Source organism: Secundilactobacillus malefermentans DSM 5705 = KCTC 3548 (assembly GCF_001436395.1).
GTDB lineage: Bacteria > Bacillota > Bacilli > Lactobacillales > Lactobacillaceae > Secundilactobacillus > Secundilactobacillus malefermentans.
The window spans coordinates 20724-37650 of the sequence record NZ_AZGJ01000018.1 but is presented as its reverse complement, the minus strand read 5'-3'; the positions used below and the strand labels follow the sequence as shown (position 1 = coordinate 37650).

Sequence of the window (16927 nt, the reverse complement as noted above, 5' to 3'; positions counted from 1 at the left end):
CTCAAATATTGACTTCAATCCAAGGGTATTCTTGATTTTATTAATAAAGGAAACTACTTTCTTGAATTCTATCTAAAAACCTATTTCACTGGATTGCTGGGCACGTTCATTTTCTTCTTGATTTTAGAGTTAGTAGACAAATTATACAAAAACAAACATCACTAACGGATTCGAAAATTTAATTTTACCATACTAACAACTAAAATCAGTTAACTCGTTATTTTAAGCGGCCTCTATTTGGGATGAATCCCAAATAGAGGCCGCTTCTGATTTATAATATAAATTATTTTATTTATTTTTTTTAAAACTTCCCTTAACCAATTCATCCAGAGTTAACTGATAAAAATCACTTAAAAAGACTAAATTATCGATGTCAGGATATGTCTTTCCCGTTTCCCATTTTGAAATTGCCTGACGCGTAACATTCAAAATTAACGCCAGGTCATTCTGAGAATAACCCGCCTTTTCTCGCGCACCTTTAAGCTGCGTTGCTAATTCTAGCAATTATTCCACCTCCAAATAGAACAAATTTCCATATATCAATTACCAGTGTAAGTGAAAATAAATAAAATTTCATCTGGACTAAGAAAGGAACAGCCACCCAAAAATTGTCTGGTTGGCTGTTCCTCAGAATTTACTGTTCAATTAAACTAATTATGTCGATTGATTACCAAACTCAGTCATAATTTTATCCACAAAATTGGTTAACTTCATACCAGACACTGTAAATTCAAGTGGAATGTATGTAATTTCACTATAAATCAAAACGCTATAATAGTATCTGCTTCTATTGTTCTTATATCTTAATAGATTATTTAAAAAGGTTTCATAGAGGCTCTCAATAATCATAGCATTGAGTTACGTTCAGATTGGATAATCTCATTAAGTGCTGTAATAAAATGGTGCCAGTCACCTTCGAATTCAGTGGCACCTTCACAAAAAAAGGTAAGTTTGAAAATCGAGGCTCCAAGTATTTTCTATAGGAACTTATTGGCGCAATGATGACTGTATTAAATACTTTTTGATACGAGTTATTGCTAACAATCAAGTAAGGACGTAATTTTTTGGTCTCAGTGCCCTTACTTGGTTCTAAATCAATCATATAGATTTGACCTTGTTCAATCATAATAATCTATAACCTCCGCACCAACATCTGGTCCCCAGTCAATTTCCGGACTATCATCAATTGGTCCATACTGGGCAACATTCTCGTTAACGCGATTCCAAAAAGAATCTGTTTCTTCCACTTTCATCAGATAGGAATCAGCACTATTTTGGATAAATCGTAATTTCGAGTCCGTATCTATCCCCAAATCGTCCCTTACTGCCTTAGGAATGGTAATTTGTCCCTTAGCTGTTACCTTACTCAAAAACTGCTTATTCGATTCGTACATCATTGGTTACCGCCTCTACTAGATTCCTTACTTTTCCTTACTTATTACAGTTGATTAATTACGTTTTGACAATTTAGCTAATTAAAAAATTTACTATCAGTTTTGTGCAAACAGCTTATTATTTTCCAATGACTAAATTCAATGTCACTTGATCCTTTAATTGCTGACCTGCTTCAAAAATGGGCTCGGCATAGTATCTGATGAAGTAATTCTTTGCTACTGACACCACTTGAAAACCGAATTTCTCATAAATGCGTTGCTGTGGCGACTGATATCCCGTCCTAATCACCAAATGTTTAACACCTACTACCTTACAGTTTTGCACAGCAAAACTAAGCAAACCACGACCGATTCCCTGATGTTGCCAGGCTGGGCTCACTGATAAATTCATGACTTCGCTATCCGTCGAATTGAGCGACTTCACAACAATTATGCCAACTGTTTGCTGCTCGCGTTGATCCACAAAAATATCAGCTTCTGCCAGATATGTCAGCACAACCGCCCGATCAGGATCTGCTTCAAGTAACAACCGCCACTCAGCATCCCCAACTTCGTTAACTTGTATTTGTTTGATTGTTATATTTTCACCTCAAATAAAAAACTCGCTAACGGTAGTGTACCATCAACGAGTTCACGCTAGCCTAGTTTTAAGCATTTTCATCAATCATAATAATCGGCTTAATCACTGATCCATCCAGCGATTCTGCCATTGCCTGATTAATATCTGCTAATGAATAGAATTTAACCAATTTTTCAAATGGAAATTGACCCTTTTTATGAGCTTCGATTAACTGTGGCAAAAATAGTTGTGGAATTGAGTCGCCTTGGGTGATTGCCATTAGGCGACGATTATCTGCCAGCATATCTGCCGTGAAGTTCATCTTGAGCTCTTGAGTGGCACCCACGAGGCCAGCCGTTCCCATAATATCTAATGACTTAACGGCAGCCAATGAAACCATGCTGACTGCAGTTGTATCCAGAGTGTACTTGACCCCATAGCCATTCGTTACTTGTTTGACCGCTTCAGCAATTTCGTCCGCTGATTTTAAATCTCGGCTATTTACGACCGTCGTGGCACCCAGTGATTTGGCTAATTCAAGGCGATTATCGTGAATGTCAACGGCAATAATCTGTTGAACATTACGCATCTTAGCGGCCATGATAGCGGCTAGACCAACTGCTCCAGTTCCAAATACCGCAACCGAATCGCCTATATCTGGTTGAAAAACATTTAAAATGGCACTCGCACCTGTATTAAGTCCACAACCAAGTGGCCCATACCATTTCAAGTCCAAGTCAGGATCAACTTTAATTGCTGAACGCTTGTTGACAATTGCGTGTGTCGCAAATGATGATTGACCAAAGTAATTACCTAACTCTTGATCCCCTTGGTGTAGTCGCTTCGTACCATCCTGATAATAGCCGCCAAAATTAAGTTCATTTACTCGGCGACATTCTGCTGGATGTCCGGCCAAGCACTGGTCACATTCCCCACAAGAAGCAACAGTTAAAATGACGTGGTCCCCCACCTTTAAATTGGTGACGCCAGTACCAACCTGTTCAATAATACCTGCACCCTCATGGCCTAACACAGCTGGCAAGGGTGTCATTTGAAATTGTGTTGCAATAATGTCGGCGTGACACATCCCGGTTGCAACCAGTTTGACCATAACCTCATCGTTCTTTGGTTGATCAAGTTCTGCCTCTTCTACTTTTAATGGTTGGTTAAAGTCATGTGCGACTGCTGCAGCTATTTTCATTATTAATTCCCCCGTGTTTTAAGTTGTTTAGCAACGTATTCTTTAAATGTTGTCGGCTTTCTTCCTAATAACCAGGTCAAAACATTTGGATTACCTGCCAGACCGTAATCTGAATAGGTTTTTGCTAAATGTTTAACCGATTCACGTCCGTATACATTCAAGAATCCAACCTGATTCATAAAGTCATCTAGATCTGGTACTTGTTCGGCCACGGCATGCTCACCAGTCAACTCATTAAATTCTTTAACTAGACCTTTTGGTGATAGGAAGTCCGGTCCGACTAATTCATAACTGGCACGATTGTGCTTCTGTGGATCTGCCAATACCTTGCTGACTACTTCACCAACATCATCTGGATCAACGTAGGATAACTTAGTTTCCGTATTATAGAATATTTCATATTTTCCACTCTCTTTGACCGCATTGGGATCGAAATTATGCATATAGTGCATCGGTTGCAAAATTGTATAGTTGAAATGCGCTTTCAATTCCTGATACATCAAATGCTCTTCAACTAGGCGTTTTGCTGTGTGGTTGAGTAAGCTGCTCATGATTGGATGAGTGACGGAAACGAAAACAAACTGTTTAACATTGGCCTTAATTGCTTCGTCAATCAAGTATTTTCCTACTAATGCCTCTTCTGCAATAAACAGAGGTGGAATATGCACGATTTGATCGACGCCTTTTACCACTTTTCGAATTGTTCGAATATCTGTTATATCACCAACGACTACTTCCTTGACACCTAACGTTTCCTTCAATTTTTCAGTTTACGGAGAAATATCAGTAGCACGCACGTCATACCCGCTTTTCACTAACTGTTTGATAATAAATTGACCTGAATGGCCATTTGCTGAAGTAACAAGTATCATTTAAATCCAGCTCCCCTTGTGAACTAATGAACTTTTAAAACCACTTTCATTCTACATCCAACTTTATCAAAGTAAAATAATATGTATGCGCATACATATTTATAGCAAAATAAAACCGAGTAATCATCACTAATTACCCGGCTCAGTCGTCATTAATTTATAAATTTGTTCCCCAACTTTTTTTAAATCCTTGGAGAATTGTGCCTTTCGACCTTCAGGAATTTGAGCAATTAAGGCCGAATTTTGTTCGTCAATTTCTTTCGCAACAATCTTATATACTTGCTTACCAGAATCCGTTAAAAACAGATTGGCCGTCCTTTTGTCATCCGGATTACGAACCTTGTCAATATAGTTTAAATGGACTAATTGTTGAATTCCCCTCGCAATCCCGCTTTGATCAATGTAAATGATATCATTCAGTTCATACTGCGAAATGCCAGGATGATCGTGAATTTTTAGGATAAAGTAGTAAAGACTCGCTCCCAAATGATAAGGTTGAAGTTTCCGGTCGATTTGTACAGCTGCATATTTAGCAGCTACTGCCAGCCACATGTTGACATCTTCCATTTCTGACATCCCCTGACGATTACTTTAATATTAATAGTTTAGCATAACTCAAGGGATTCACTATCAAAAACTATGCCAATTTATCCTTAATGGCTGCAAGTGACACGTCACTCGTATCCGCAAAGCGCACATCCGCTTCCGTCAATTGATTACCAATCCCGATTGAAAGTTCACCCGCCGCATTAATTGACTTAATGCCAGCACCTGAATCTTCTAGACCGGCAACAACTTCCGGTGCTAAGTCCATCACACCGGCCGCTAAACTGAAGATTTCTGGATCCGGTTTTCCGGCATGCAACTTGGCTGGATCAACCACGCCTTCAAAGTAGTCGGTAATTTTCAACTGCTTCAAAATTGCAGGGGCGTTCTTTGAGGCTGAAGCAACGGACATTTTATAGCCGCTAGCTTTTAATTCGTCTAAGAAGGCTTTCATCCCTGGTAGCACGTCATCTGGCGTTAATGATTCAACCAGCTTCAAATACTTGGTGTTCTTTTCGGTAGCCAAAGCCACCTTTTCATCCTCGGTGTAGTCATTTTCATGGCCACCCGCCTTCAAAATCATTTCCAGTGAATCCATACGGCTGACACCCTTCAAGGCTTCCGCCAATTCTGGTGTCCATTCTGAATGAACTTCATCCGCCGTTTGGTGCCATGCCTTAGCGTGCAATCGGGCACTATCGGCAATGACGCCGTCCAAATCAAATGCAAATCCCTTAATATCTTCAAACTTCATGGTTATCCCTCCGAATAGTAATAAGTTGATGTATAAGTCTTAGTTTGATTAGCGGGTAAAACAATGTCGCCAAATCCGTCATGATGAATCGCATCTGGGACCGTTTGTAATTCCACAGCCAGTCCGTTATCTGGATGCGCAGCAAGCCAATCCGCATCTTTGCCAATGCAATCGGGATTGACGTTAAAAATAATGACGCCATTGCGATCACTGCCCATTTCTAATTGATGCTGCTTTGCGCTATCAACTAGTAACAAGCTTGGTGTTACGCCTAGCGATGTATTTGGTTTCTTAAAGGCATCATCAAACTGTTCGTTGCTGCCAAGTTTTTCACATTGATCGCCCAGCTTAACAAGGTTTGTAAAATCAAACGGGGTATTTTCAACGACCTGTATTTCACCCGTTGGAATCTTTTCTTCATTTACCACGATATGCCTATCCGCAACTATCTTCAAGAATTCATCCTTGATTGGCGCATCCGGTCCATCCAAATTAAAGTAAACATGCGTCATCGGATTAAATAGGGTTTCCACGTTGCTGCGTCCCTCATATTGTACGGAAACGTGGTTATCCTCATCTAAAGAATAGGTGACGGCCATTTCCAACGTCCCAGGAAAAATTGCTTTCTGTTGCATGGTATATCGAATTTTTGCAAATTGGTCGTCGAGAATAATCTCGCCATGCCAATTGAGCCGGTCAACGCCAGTGTTGCCACTGTGCAGCACATTTTTATTTTCGTTGGGCTTCAAATTGACCCTGAATCCAGCGACGTTAAACGTATGGCCGCTCAACCGTCCTGCCACCCGACCAATGGTGTTTCCTAAATGAAAGGGATTCGTTTCATATTCGTGCACATTATCAAAATTTAAAATGATATTCTTCTCTGGTGTCACAAAGTAGCCAGTCCAGGTTGCTCCGTAACTGATTGTGCGGAGGCTCACACCATTTTTATTTGTAATCGTAAATTCTTTGACTAACTCACCATTTTCTAAATGGCCAAAGTCTTTAACAGTCGATTCCACCAGTCTCACCCACTTTCTTTTAATAAAAAAGGCGAAGAGCAGTTTCCCACTCTTTGCCCTTTTTTTAGTCCTATTTAAGCTCTTTCTTCTTACCATCGAGGTCAACCGTAATTGGGTCGCCATCGAGTAAGTCTAGCTTCGTACCAGACTGATCAACCGTTACCTCAATCAAACGACCGCGGAACAATTGACGGAACTGGTATGACTGCCATTTCTTAGGTAGAAATGGTGCATAGTGTAACTCACCGTTGCGAACTCGCATGCCAGCAAATCCTTGAACAATGGCTAACCAGCCACCAGTCATAGCTGTGATGTGCAAGCCATCGACCGTGTCATTATTGTAGTTATCCAAATCGAGACGAGCTGTCCGTTCGTACAATTCGGTTGCCTTTTCTTCATAGTGAAGATCAGCTGCCAAAATGGCATGGATTGAAGCTGACAAACTTGATTCATGAACCGTTAATGGCTCATAGAAATCAAAGTTGGCTTTCTTCTGTTCAGGTGTAAAGTCATCAATAAAGTCCCAGATTCCTTGAAGCACATCGGCTTGTTTGATGTATGGTGAACGAAGAATTTTGTCCCATGACCAGTTTTGGTTAAGTGGTAGTTGATCCTTAGGAAGTGAGCTAACTGGCTTGATATCCTTGTCTAGGAAGCCATCATGTTGAACGAAAATTCCTAACTTCTTGTCTTCAGGAAGGTACATTCTGTCCACAATGTCTTGCCACTGTTTCTTTTCAGCGTCAGTGACGTTTAAGTCTTTAGCAACTTCTGGGGCAACCTCTGGCAAAATTTCAAGCGTATATTTCAACGTCCATTGTGCCAAAATGTTGGTATACCAGTTGTTATCGACGTTATTTTCGTACTCATCAGGACCAGTAACACCATGAATCATGTACTTGCCATTCCGTTCTGAGAAGTGAACCCGGTCAGCCCAGAAACGTGAAATCTCCGTTAAGACCTTGGCGCCTTCATGCTGAACGTATGACTTGTCACCAGTGTAGTTTGTGTAGTTGTAAATTGCGTAGGCAATGTCGCCGTTACGGTGAATTTCCTCAAATGTAATTTCCCATTCGTTATGAGACTCAATCCCATCAAACGTAACCATTGGGTATAAAGCACCCTTAAGGCCCTGTTCCTTAGCATTATGGAAGGCACCGTCAATTTGTTGGTAACGATACTTCAACAAGTTCTTGGTAACATCTGGATCCGTAACACCAAGGTAAACGGGAACCGCAAAGGCTTCTGTATCCCAGTATGTGGCACCACCGTATTTTTCACCGGTAAAGCCTTTAGGTCCGATGTTCAAACGAGAATCCTCGCCATAGTACGTTGAGAAGAGCTGGAATAGGTTAAAACGAATTCCTTGTTGCGCTTCATCGTCGCCAGCAATTTTAACATCAGAAACGTTCCAGCGATTTGCCCAAACTGCTTTGTGGGCGTTGAATAAATCACTGTATGATGCTGCAGAAATTTCTTTATTTAATTCGGTTAAACGAGCTTCAAGATCAGCTTGCTTAGGGAAGTCACGTGATGACACAACCACTGTGCGCTTCTGGATAATTGTTTGCTCACCAGCAGCTAACGTTCCGCTAAAATGGTTCGTCGCTGAGACATCAGTTTGATCTGCAGACTCACTGTTCCAGTCCGTGACAACTGTTGATAAAGCACCAACCGTAAATTGTGGTGTTCCAAAGTCGTTTGGCTTTGTTTCCGCAATTACTTCGGCTTCATTATCAGTCTTAGCAACTTTCAAAACGTCCCAGAACTTTTCATCGTAATTGGCGTCTTCATTTTGTACGTCAGCATCAACGGATGAACTGAATTCAACCTTAGCTTCTTTAGAACCCACATTCTTCAAGATAATCCCTTGAACAACGAGTTCCTTAGTTGCAGCACTGACAAATCGTTCAAATGAAATCTGAACCTTTGCGCCACCCTTTTCAACAGTGAAAGCCCGTTCGAGAACGGCTTGTTGCATATCTAAATCAAGGTTGAAGTCACTCACCTTGTCCTTAGCCAAATCAACAACTTCACCGTTAATTTTAATGCCAACCTTGATAAAGTTGATTGCATTAATCACTTTGCCAAAGTACTTAGGATAGCCGTTTTTCCACCAGCCAACCTTTGTCTTATCTGGGAACCAAACGCCACCAATGTAGATTCCGGGAAGTGTGTCGCCACTGTAACCTTCCTCGAAGAACCCACGCATGCCGAGGTTACCATTTGCAAGACTGGTCATTGATTCTTGAAGACGTTTATCGTCTGGATTAAGTTTAGTGGTCACAATGTGCCACGGTGATACGTCAAATGTTCGTTTCATCATTCAGACTCCTTTAATTTTTATGCGAATACTTCTTTAATACTGCTTACTGAGAAGGCACCGACTAACATCAAGATACCGGCTAAGAGAACCATCCCTGGCATTGATGAGCCCATCAATGGGAACAAAGCGAAACTCAATACTGAAGCAACGATTTGTGGTAAACAGATACTTCCGTTGAATAAACCAAGGTATGACCCCATGTTGGCACCTGAAAGTGCGTTGGTCAAAATGGTGAATGGGAACATCGTCATTGCGGCCCATGAAATACCAATCAAGCAGAATGAAAGGATGAGAACCCATTGATTATGAACAACGAAAATTGAGGCAAACCCGACGGCACCTAATACTAAACTAGTTGCGTACATTGGCTTGTGCTTGTCATTTGGCATCTTAGCAAGAACTAATGACCAAACAACGGCAGCTAAAGCGTAAATTGCGGATAGAACACCGAACCAGTTGGCACCAGCTTGATAGCCAGCACTTGCAGGATCTGTTGCGCGCCAGACGTTCTTAGCGACGGCACCTGCACCATAAGTCCAAAGGTATTGGAAAGCCATCCAGCAGAAGAATTGAACAAGGGTTAACGTCCAGAATACTTTAGGAGCACGTTTCAAAAGTGTAAATAAACCAACTTTTTCTTGAACATCTGCTTCAGTAATACCGTGATAGGCGTTATATTCTGCAGGTGTATATTCTTTAACTCTCAAAATAGTGAAGGCACTACAGATAACTAAGATAACGGCACCTGTATAGAATGAGAAAATAACTGAGTTTGGAATGACACCCTTTGGCGCAATGTTGGCAACGCCCAAACCAGTTAGGAGGTATGGGAAGATTGCAGCTAGCACTGAACCACTATTTGATAAGAAACTTTGGATTGAGTAAGCAAATCCTTTTTGCTCATCATTCACCATGTCTCCGACCATCATCTTGAATGGTTGCATGGCAACGTTAGACGATAAATCCATGAAGAGAATTGTGATGGCACCGAACCAAAGTGCGGCAAGTGACCCATAACCAAATCCTAAGCTACCAGAGTTTGGTAGTAAGAACATAACGATGACGGCGACTAACGATCCCATCAAAAGGTAAGGTAATCGACGACCAATTTTAGGCATCCACGTTTTATCTGAATAATAGCCAACTAATGGTTGAACCACTAAACCTGCTAGTGGAGGAAGAATAAAGAAGAAACCTAATTTGGTTGGGTCAGCTCCCAAAGTTTGGAAGATCCGCCCCATTTGTGAAGATTGTAAAGAGAAAGCCATTTGAACACCGAAGAATCCGAAACTAATCATCCAAATTGTCGCGATAGACAATTTTGGCATTGGCTTGGTTTTTGGCGTTGTAGCCGTGTTACCTTGTGCTGAATCATTTTCCATGATTTGTCACTCCCTGTTTATTTGGGTTATGTGAACCCATTTTTCTTAACAAAATGAATTATAAACCGCTTTCATAATTTATACAACCGTTTGCACAAAAATAAAATAAAAAAAAGTTGTTGCTCACAACTCGTACTGCACAATTAATTTTTGAACATTTCGATCCGTAAATAACAATTCCACCGCGCGACTACCCAGCATTTCCGGCCGCATATCAACCATACGGACATCTTGGTCGATTAACGCTAATAGCTCACTCTTATTGAAACTCATCATCGGAATTTTCTTTGTGTGTCGAATTTTGCTCCAAACCCGATTAAACCGCAGCAAGCCAACATCGTCGGTTGCAATTACCGCATCGACCTCTTGGTGTTGATTCAAAAATACCTCGACTGCTGTTTCAGAAACGCGTTTTGGTAATTTAAATACTAGCGGTTCTAATTGAACCTCCGCCATCGCTTTTTCGTAGCCCATTCGGCGATTTCGCTCGTATTGCCACTCATATTCGGATTCAACAAATAGCGGGTTTCGAACCCCACCGTTTTGAAGAATTGCCATTGTGGCATCTCGCCCAGCCTGAACATTGTCGTTATCGACATATCGATCCGTCAAATCTCCAATTGGCTGACCAATAACCACAAAGTCCAAATTTTCGCGACGCAAATAGTCAACGACCGGATCATTCTCATCCGTATATAGTAGAACGAACCGTTTGACCTTTGCCTGTTGAACCATGGCCGTCACGTAAGCAAGAACCTCTTCAACCCGACTCCCAATCGCAATTGATAAAACATAGTGACGAGCGACCAGCGACTGATTGATGCCTCGGAGCATATCAATATAGAACGGATTCTCCGGTGAGGAACTTTCCGCCGTTGGAAAAATAACTCCGACGACGTTTGCTTCACCGCGAGTCAGGTTCTTAGCAGTATAATTTGGCAGATAATCAAGATCCTTAGCGAGTTTTTGAATTCGCTCCCGCGTTTTAAGGCTGATTCTTGAATTATTATTTAGCGCACGTGAGGCGGTTGAGACTGAGACACCAGCTCGACGCGCAATATCTTTTATTGTAATCATGAGCGTTTCCTTTTTCATTTATTGGTAAGTTTCTCCATCTGAAGTTTACCACGAAATCCCTCCCATTTACCGACAAATTCAGGTAGGTCGGCCATTTTAATCTCAAGTACGCCGGCCGTCTTGTCCAAATTCATTCTTTCATCGCTTACACAATTACTTAAGGCCCTATACCTTTATAAAATTCTTTCATTGTGAAAAAATTATTTTCAAAATATTTCCCGTAGTTACTAATGTAAGACAGTTTTCACGAAATTGTGTCGATTTAAAGTAAATGAAAGCATTTACAAAAAAACCAGATGAGTTTATAGTGAAAATGTAAACAAATTCAGAGGAGGAATTTCTGTTATGAAGGAAAATTTTGACTTTTTAATGCCTAGTGTTAACTTTTTTGGTGCTGGTGTTATTAAAAAAGTTGGCGATCGGGCCAAGATGCTTAACATGAAGAAGCCTTTGATCGTAACTGACAAAGGAATTGAATCACTTGAAAATGGTCCTGTTGACCAAACCTTGGCTTCATTAAAAGGTGCCGGCGTGGATTACGTTGTTTATGATGGCGTTGAACCCAACCCTAAAGTTCATAACATTCAAGAAGCTAAGAAACTTTATTTAGCTGAAGGTTGTGACAGTATCATCACTGTTGGTGGTGGTTCAGCTCATGACTGTGGTAAAGGAACTGGTATCATTTTGACTAATGGTGATGACATCACTAAGTTAGCCGGAATTGAAACCCTTGAAAATCCACTACCACCTTTGATGGCCGTTAACACCACTGCCGGTACTGCTTCAGAGCTTACCCGTCACTGTGTTATCACTAATACTGAAACGAAACTTAAGTTCGTTGTTGTTTCATGGCGTAACGTTCCATTGGTCTCATTCAATGACCCAATGCTAGAACTTGACGTTCCTAGGGGTATGACTGCTGCTACAGGTATGGATACCTTTGTACAAGCAATCGAACCATACGTTTCAACCAACCGAAACGACATTACAGACGGTCAATGTATACAAGCTATCAAATTAGTTGAAGAGAGTCTTCGTGAAGTCGTTGCTAACGGCCACAACGTTGAAGCTCGTACTAAGATGGTTGAAGCTGAAATGCTCGGTGGTATGGCCTTCAATAACGCTGACTTAGGTTACGTTCATGCCATGGCTCACCAACTCGGTGGCCAATACGATGCACCTCATGGTGAGTGCTGTGCAATCTTGTTACCAATCGTTGAAAAGTACAACATCGTTGCTTGCCCAGAACGTTTTGCTGAATTAGCTGAAATCATGGGTGAAAACACTGAAGGACTTTCAGTTCGCGATGCTGCTGACCTTTCAATTAAGGCAATGCGTCAGATGTGTGATGACGTTAACATCCCTCGTAGTATCAAAGCAATCGGTGCAAAGCCAGAAGACTTTGAATTGATGGCTGAGAATGCTTTGAAAGATGGTAACGCTCCTTCGAACCCACGTAAGGGTACTAAAGAAGAAATCGTTAAGTTGTTCCAAGAAGCTTACGATGCAGAATAGTTATTAATTTATGAAGTTTAGGAAGTCGCGGACTGTGAGCCACGGCTTTTTTTCTAATAGAAAATAAAATTACTAATTTTCCGTAATTATCTGACAAAATAATTGGATTATGTGGCAATTAGTTATACAATTTATCCTAACTTCAAACTTAATGAATAACTAGAAATGGAGTGGTGCTCAATGTTGAAGTTTTACTACAATGCAAATACGCCATCCAAGCGGAAAGCCTTAAAGTGGCTAGATGACAACGAAATTCAATACGAAACTCGAAACATTAATTTCAAGCCTTTGGATGAAGAAGAAATTACTCATATCATGCACCTTTCTGAAGAAGGTACTGACCAGATTATTTCAAAGCGCTCAAAAATCATGCAAAACTTGCACGTCGCTTTGAGTAAGCTCTCATTTAATGGTGTCGTTAAATTGATTAAGGAAAATCAAGGGATTTTAAAGAGTCCCATTTTGATGGAGAATGATAAATTAATGTCTGGCTTTGATTCAGAACAGGCCCGCATGTTCATTCCCCCAAAGAAACGCCGTTTGGAAATGCGCAACTTACTAAGTTTGCTTATTAAGAACGATCCATTATTAAACTAAACAACTAATAAAGCTGAAGTATCTTGGTTTGATTGACTCAACCAGGATGCTTCAGCTTTTTTGTTATATAAAATTCGTTAACCTTATTTCTATGAATCACCCTTAACGTAATTAACACCATCGGCAGCCGGAGCGACGGCCTTACCAAGAAAAATTACCAAAACAACAATGGTAATCACGTATGGTGCAATTTGGAACCACACATCATTAATATTTTTCAATCCCGGAATGTACCCACTAATAATTGGGAGACTTTGCGCTAAACCAAAGAAAATTGCTGCGCCGGTTGCGCCCATTGGATGCCATTTGCCAAAAATCATGGCTGCTAGTGCCATAAATCCCTGCCCTGAAATAGTCGAGGCACTAAAGTTCAACGTAATCGACTGTGACATGACAGCACCGCCAATGCCACCCAATAATCCAGAAATCATAACGCCCAAATAGCGATACCAGCTCACATTGATTCCAAGCGTATCTGCCGCAGCGGGATTCTCACCAACTGCTCGAAGTCGAAGCCCGGTATTCGTTTTGTAGAGTAAATACCAACTTAAGCCACCAAAAACGACTGCTAGATAAGCAACTAAAGACGTCTTCGTAAATAAAATTGGTCCCAGAATGGGAATTTTGTCTAAACCTGGGAACGTAAAATTCCCAATACTTTGATCGATAATTGGCGTTTGTCCCTTACCGCTGTAAAAAATTCTCGTCAAAAACACACACAGCGCTGGCGCCAGCAAATTTAACACCGTCCCACTAATAATGTGGTTAGCTCTTAGGGTAATTGTGGCGACCGCATGTAGCAGTGTAAACACAATTCCAACGAGTCCGCCAATAACTAATGAAATCCATGGAGTCGCAGCACCAAACACGGAAACAAACGTCAGGTTAAAGACTGTCGCACTGAACGCTCCAACAATCATTATTCCCTCTAGCCCAACATTGATAATCCCACTATGTTCTGAAAAGGCACCACCGATTGCGGTGAAAATTAATGGTGCAGCATAAACTAACGTCGTTGAAAAAATCGTCATTAGAACCATTGATGTACTCATTAATTTTTCACTCCCTTCTTTTGTAGCATTGGGGCGATTAAACGCTCAAATAAGTAACGAATTCCAACGAAGAAGATAATTGACGCAATCACGATGTCCACGATTTCTGGTGGAGTGGTCGAATAGACTGAAATGCTAAGTCCACCAATTTGTAATGCTGAAAATAAGATTGAGGCAAAAACAATCCCAATCGGATGCTCATTTGCCAACAACGCAACGGCCATCCCATCAAATCCAATATTCGGCAAACTGTTGGAAACTGAAATGTTTTGATAGTTTCCGAGGCCGTCAATACAGCCCGCCAAACCGGCTAGAACCCCGGATAGCAGCATTGCAATCATAATCGTTTTCTTTGTATCAATCCCAGCATATTTAGATGCCTGTGGATTTAGCCCGACCGAATTAATCTCAAATCCAGACTTGGTTTTGGTCATATACACCCACATAATTACGATAAAAATTAAGGCGATTAAAAATCCCATATTAAAAGTTGAATTATCAGTCAATTTTGTTAGCCAAGAAACTCGTAAACTGGCCTTTTTTAAAATATTTGCGGAGGCATCTGCCCCCTTAGCGGCAAACCATTGCTTAACGGCAAAGTTCACAAAATAGAGTGCAATATAGTTCAGCATGATTGTTGTAATAACTTCACTGGTCCCAAAGTAAGCTCGTAAAAAACCAGCAATCCAAGACCAAATACCGCCTAAAAGTGATCCAGCAATTAACGCACCAATAATTAGCAGCCAGCCTGGCAGGAAACTAAATTTTAGTGCAAAAATAATCGAACCAAACCAACCCACTAAATATTGACCGGAGCCACCAATATTAAAGAAACCAGCGCGACTAGCTATTGAAAACCCAAGACCCGTTAGCATTAATGGTGCTGCATTACGCAGCGTTTCACCGATTGAATAGATATCACCAAATGCCCCATTCAGTAAATTGCCATAATTTTGCAGAGGTGAATAGCCAAAAACGAGCATGATGATACCACCCACAATCAGTCCCGCTAAAACAGCACTTAGCGACACTATTAAGCCTGAATACTTTTGTTTCACCATTCTATTCGCCTCCTACTGTTTGGTGCTGACCCGCCATTAATAGGCCGAGTTCTTGACTAGTCGTGCTTCGCGGATCAATTTCGCCAGTGATTTCGCCATTATGCATCACTAACACCCGGTCCGCTAATCGCAAAATTTCATCTAATTCAAAACTAACGAGCAAAATGCCACCACCTTGGTTTCGGTGATCCATTAATTGCTGGTGGATGTACTCAATTGCCCCCACATCGACACCACGAGTCGGATTGGCTGCAATTAAGACTTTCGGATTACCTGCTAACTCACGGGCAATAATTACTTTTTGCTGATTTCCACCTGATAATTCTCCTGCAGATTCTAATTCGGATTGCGATCGAATATCAAAATCTTTGATTAATTGGACAGCATGCTGATTAATTTTTTGATAGTTCAACAATCCGTGTCGATTGTATCGAGCTTGATAATACATTTTTAACGTTAAATTTTCTGCCAAAGTGAGCGGCAGGATTAGGCCCACATTCTGGCGATCTTCCGGGATAACTCCTAAACCACTCTCGTTAATTTTGCGTGGAGATTGATGGGTCACTTCTTTCCCCGCAATTTTAATTTTTCCGGACTGGATTTTAACGAGCCCAGAAATGGCATCGATTAATTCAGTTTGGCCGTTCCCGTCTACACCAGCAATTCCGACAATTTCACCCGCTCGAACCGTCAAATTGAGATCTTTCACCTTAATTCGCTGGTCACGTTTGACTGTTAGTCCGCTGACTTCCAAAACCGGCATTGTTGGTGCCGTTTCCGACCGATTCAGTTGGTCATTCATTGGATGTCCAACCATTAATTCCGCTAACTCATTTTCGGACACATTTTCAACTGGTAGTTTCTTAATGACTTTTCCCGCTCGAATGACGACGCAGTTATCCGCAACTTTTTTTATTTCTCCAAGTTTGTGCGTAATAAAAATGATGGCTTTATTTTCTTTAACTAGTTGCTTAAAAATCACAAATAGCTCATCAATTTCTTGTGGCGTCAATGCAGCAGTTGGTTCATCAAAAATAAGCACCGTTGCCTGTCGGTACAAGGCTTTCACAATTTCGACTCGTTGTTGCATCCCGACCGAAATAGTTTCAACCTTGGCATTTAAATCCAAATTCAAACTGTATTTTTTAACGAGCGACTCAACGGCGATCCGTGCCTTTTTATAGTTAATTTGACCAAGCTTAGTCGGTTCATCACCCAAAATAATGTTCTCTAAAACCGTAAATGCTGGAATAAGCATAAAATGTTGATGCACCATGCCAATACCGAGTCGTTTTGCCTGTCTGGGTCCCGTCAATTTGGTAATTACACCGTTAATCTCAATTGTTCCCGTCGTTGGCTGTAATAGCCCAGATAAAACGTTCATAATAGTTGATTTTCCAGCGCCATTTTCACCTAGTAACGCTAATATTTCACCATTGTGCAGAGTTAACGAAATGTCGTCATTTGCTTTAAAATTACCAAATTGTTTTGTAATGTGGTTCATTTTCACTACTTCAGCCATAATCTACCTCGTTATTGATATGTAAAAAGGTGAAGTATCATACCCCA

Annotated in this window: 17 protein-coding genes; 2 read left to right on the top strand and 15 right to left on the bottom strand. The window is 40.9% G+C overall.

Annotated elements, in window-relative coordinates:
• Positions 1-288: 288 nt before the first annotated feature.
• From FD44_RS04930 to FD44_RS04870, 12 genes are all read right to left on the bottom strand, one after another.
• The gene (locus FD44_RS04930; protein WP_010619281.1) at positions 289-504 is read right to left on the bottom strand and encodes a helix-turn-helix domain-containing protein; all 216 of its coding nucleotides are present in this window, start codon (positions 502-504) and stop codon (positions 289-291) included.
• Positions 505-838: 334 nt separating this feature from the next.
• The gene (locus tag FD44_RS04920) at positions 839-1126 is read right to left on the bottom strand and encodes a type II toxin-antitoxin system PemK/MazF family toxin (RefSeq protein ID WP_010619280.1); all 288 of its coding nucleotides are present in this window, start codon (positions 1124-1126) and stop codon (positions 839-841) included.
• Entirely contained in the window at positions 1119-1397 is a 279-nt protein-coding gene (locus tag FD44_RS04915; RefSeq protein ID WP_050899308.1) for an AbrB/MazE/SpoVT family DNA-binding domain-containing protein, read from the bottom strand. The genes FD44_RS04920 and FD44_RS04915 overlap by 8 nt, the downstream gene beginning before the upstream one ends.
• 115 nt (positions 1398-1512) lie before the next feature.
• Positions 1513-1923 (bottom strand): GNAT family N-acetyltransferase, encoded by a 411-nt coding sequence (locus FD44_RS04910; protein WP_010619278.1) that lies wholly within the window; start codon positions 1921-1923, stop codon positions 1513-1515.
• A gap of 118 nt (positions 1924-2041) precedes the next feature.
• On the bottom strand, positions 2042-3154 hold the full coding sequence (locus tag FD44_RS04905) for an NAD(P)-dependent alcohol dehydrogenase (protein WP_010619277.1): 1113 nt from the start codon (positions 3152-3154) through the stop codon (positions 2042-2044).
• Positions 3155-3156: 2 nt separating this feature from the next.
• On the bottom strand, positions 3157-3915 hold the full coding sequence (locus FD44_RS04900) for an NmrA family NAD(P)-binding protein (RefSeq protein ID WP_010619276.1): 759 nt from the start codon (positions 3913-3915) through the stop codon (positions 3157-3159).
• A 240-nt stretch (positions 3916-4155) separates the two neighbouring features.
• Positions 4156-4593 (bottom strand): MarR family winged helix-turn-helix transcriptional regulator, encoded by a 438-nt coding sequence (locus FD44_RS04895; protein ID WP_010619275.1) that lies wholly within the window; start codon positions 4591-4593, stop codon positions 4156-4158.
• A gap of 70 nt (positions 4594-4663) precedes the next feature.
• Entirely contained in the window at positions 4664-5326 is a 663-nt protein-coding gene (gene pgmB / locus FD44_RS04890) for a beta-phosphoglucomutase (protein ID WP_010619274.1), read from the bottom strand.
• A gap of 2 nt (positions 5327-5328) precedes the next feature.
• On the bottom strand, positions 5329-6348 hold the full coding sequence (locus tag FD44_RS04885; RefSeq protein WP_010619273.1) for an aldose epimerase family protein: 1020 nt from the start codon (positions 6346-6348) through the stop codon (positions 5329-5331).
• 70 nt (positions 6349-6418) lie between these two features.
• Complete coding sequence (locus FD44_RS04880) at positions 6419-8671, bottom strand: glycoside hydrolase family 65 protein (protein WP_010619272.1); 2253 nt, start codon at positions 8669-8671, stop codon at positions 6419-6421.
• Between the two features lie 20 nt (positions 8672-8691).
• Positions 8692-10056, bottom strand: a complete 1365-nt coding sequence (locus FD44_RS04875; protein ID WP_010619271.1) for an SLC45 family MFS transporter — start codon at positions 10054-10056, stop codon at positions 8692-8694.
• Positions 10057-10179: 123 nt separating this feature from the next.
• Positions 10180-11151, bottom strand: a complete 972-nt coding sequence (locus FD44_RS04870; protein WP_010619270.1) for a LacI family DNA-binding transcriptional regulator — start codon at positions 11149-11151, stop codon at positions 10180-10182.
• A 327-nt stretch (positions 11152-11478) separates the two neighbouring features.
• Here FD44_RS04870 and FD44_RS04865 point away from each other — a divergent pair, with 327 nt between their 5' ends.
• Together FD44_RS04865 and FD44_RS04860 are read left to right on the top strand one after the other, a co-directional pair.
• Positions 11479-12648, top strand: coding sequence for an iron-containing alcohol dehydrogenase (locus tag FD44_RS04865; protein ID WP_010619269.1), 1170 nt, complete (start codon positions 11479-11481; stop codon positions 12646-12648).
• A 180-nt stretch (positions 12649-12828) separates the two neighbouring features.
• Entirely contained in the window at positions 12829-13245 is a 417-nt protein-coding gene (locus tag FD44_RS04860; protein WP_010619268.1) for a Spx/MgsR family RNA polymerase-binding regulatory protein, read from the top strand.
• A gap of 89 nt (positions 13246-13334) precedes the next feature.
• On the opposite strand, the gene FD44_RS04855 is transcribed toward FD44_RS04860, so the two are convergent.
• Genes FD44_RS04855 through FD44_RS04845 form a run of 3 tightly spaced genes read right to left on the bottom strand, consistent with a single transcriptional unit; the run spans position 13335 to position 16880 of the window.
• Positions 13335-14297, bottom strand: a complete 963-nt coding sequence (locus tag FD44_RS04855) for an ABC transporter permease (RefSeq protein WP_010619267.1) — start codon at positions 14295-14297, stop codon at positions 13335-13337.
• Positions 14297-15358 carry an ABC transporter permease gene (locus tag FD44_RS04850; RefSeq protein ID WP_010619266.1) on the bottom strand — a complete coding sequence of 354 codons (1062 nt, stop codon included), beginning with the start codon at positions 15356-15358 and terminating at the stop codon, positions 14297-14299. Before FD44_RS04850 ends, FD44_RS04855 begins: the two co-directional genes overlap by 1 nt.
• Before the next feature lies 1 nt (position 15359).
• Positions 15360-16880: an ABC transporter ATP-binding protein gene (locus FD44_RS04845; RefSeq protein ID WP_010619265.1), complete on the bottom strand. Its 1521-nt coding sequence runs from the start codon at positions 16878-16880 to the stop codon at positions 15360-15362.
• Positions 16881-16927 lie beyond the last annotated feature (47 nt).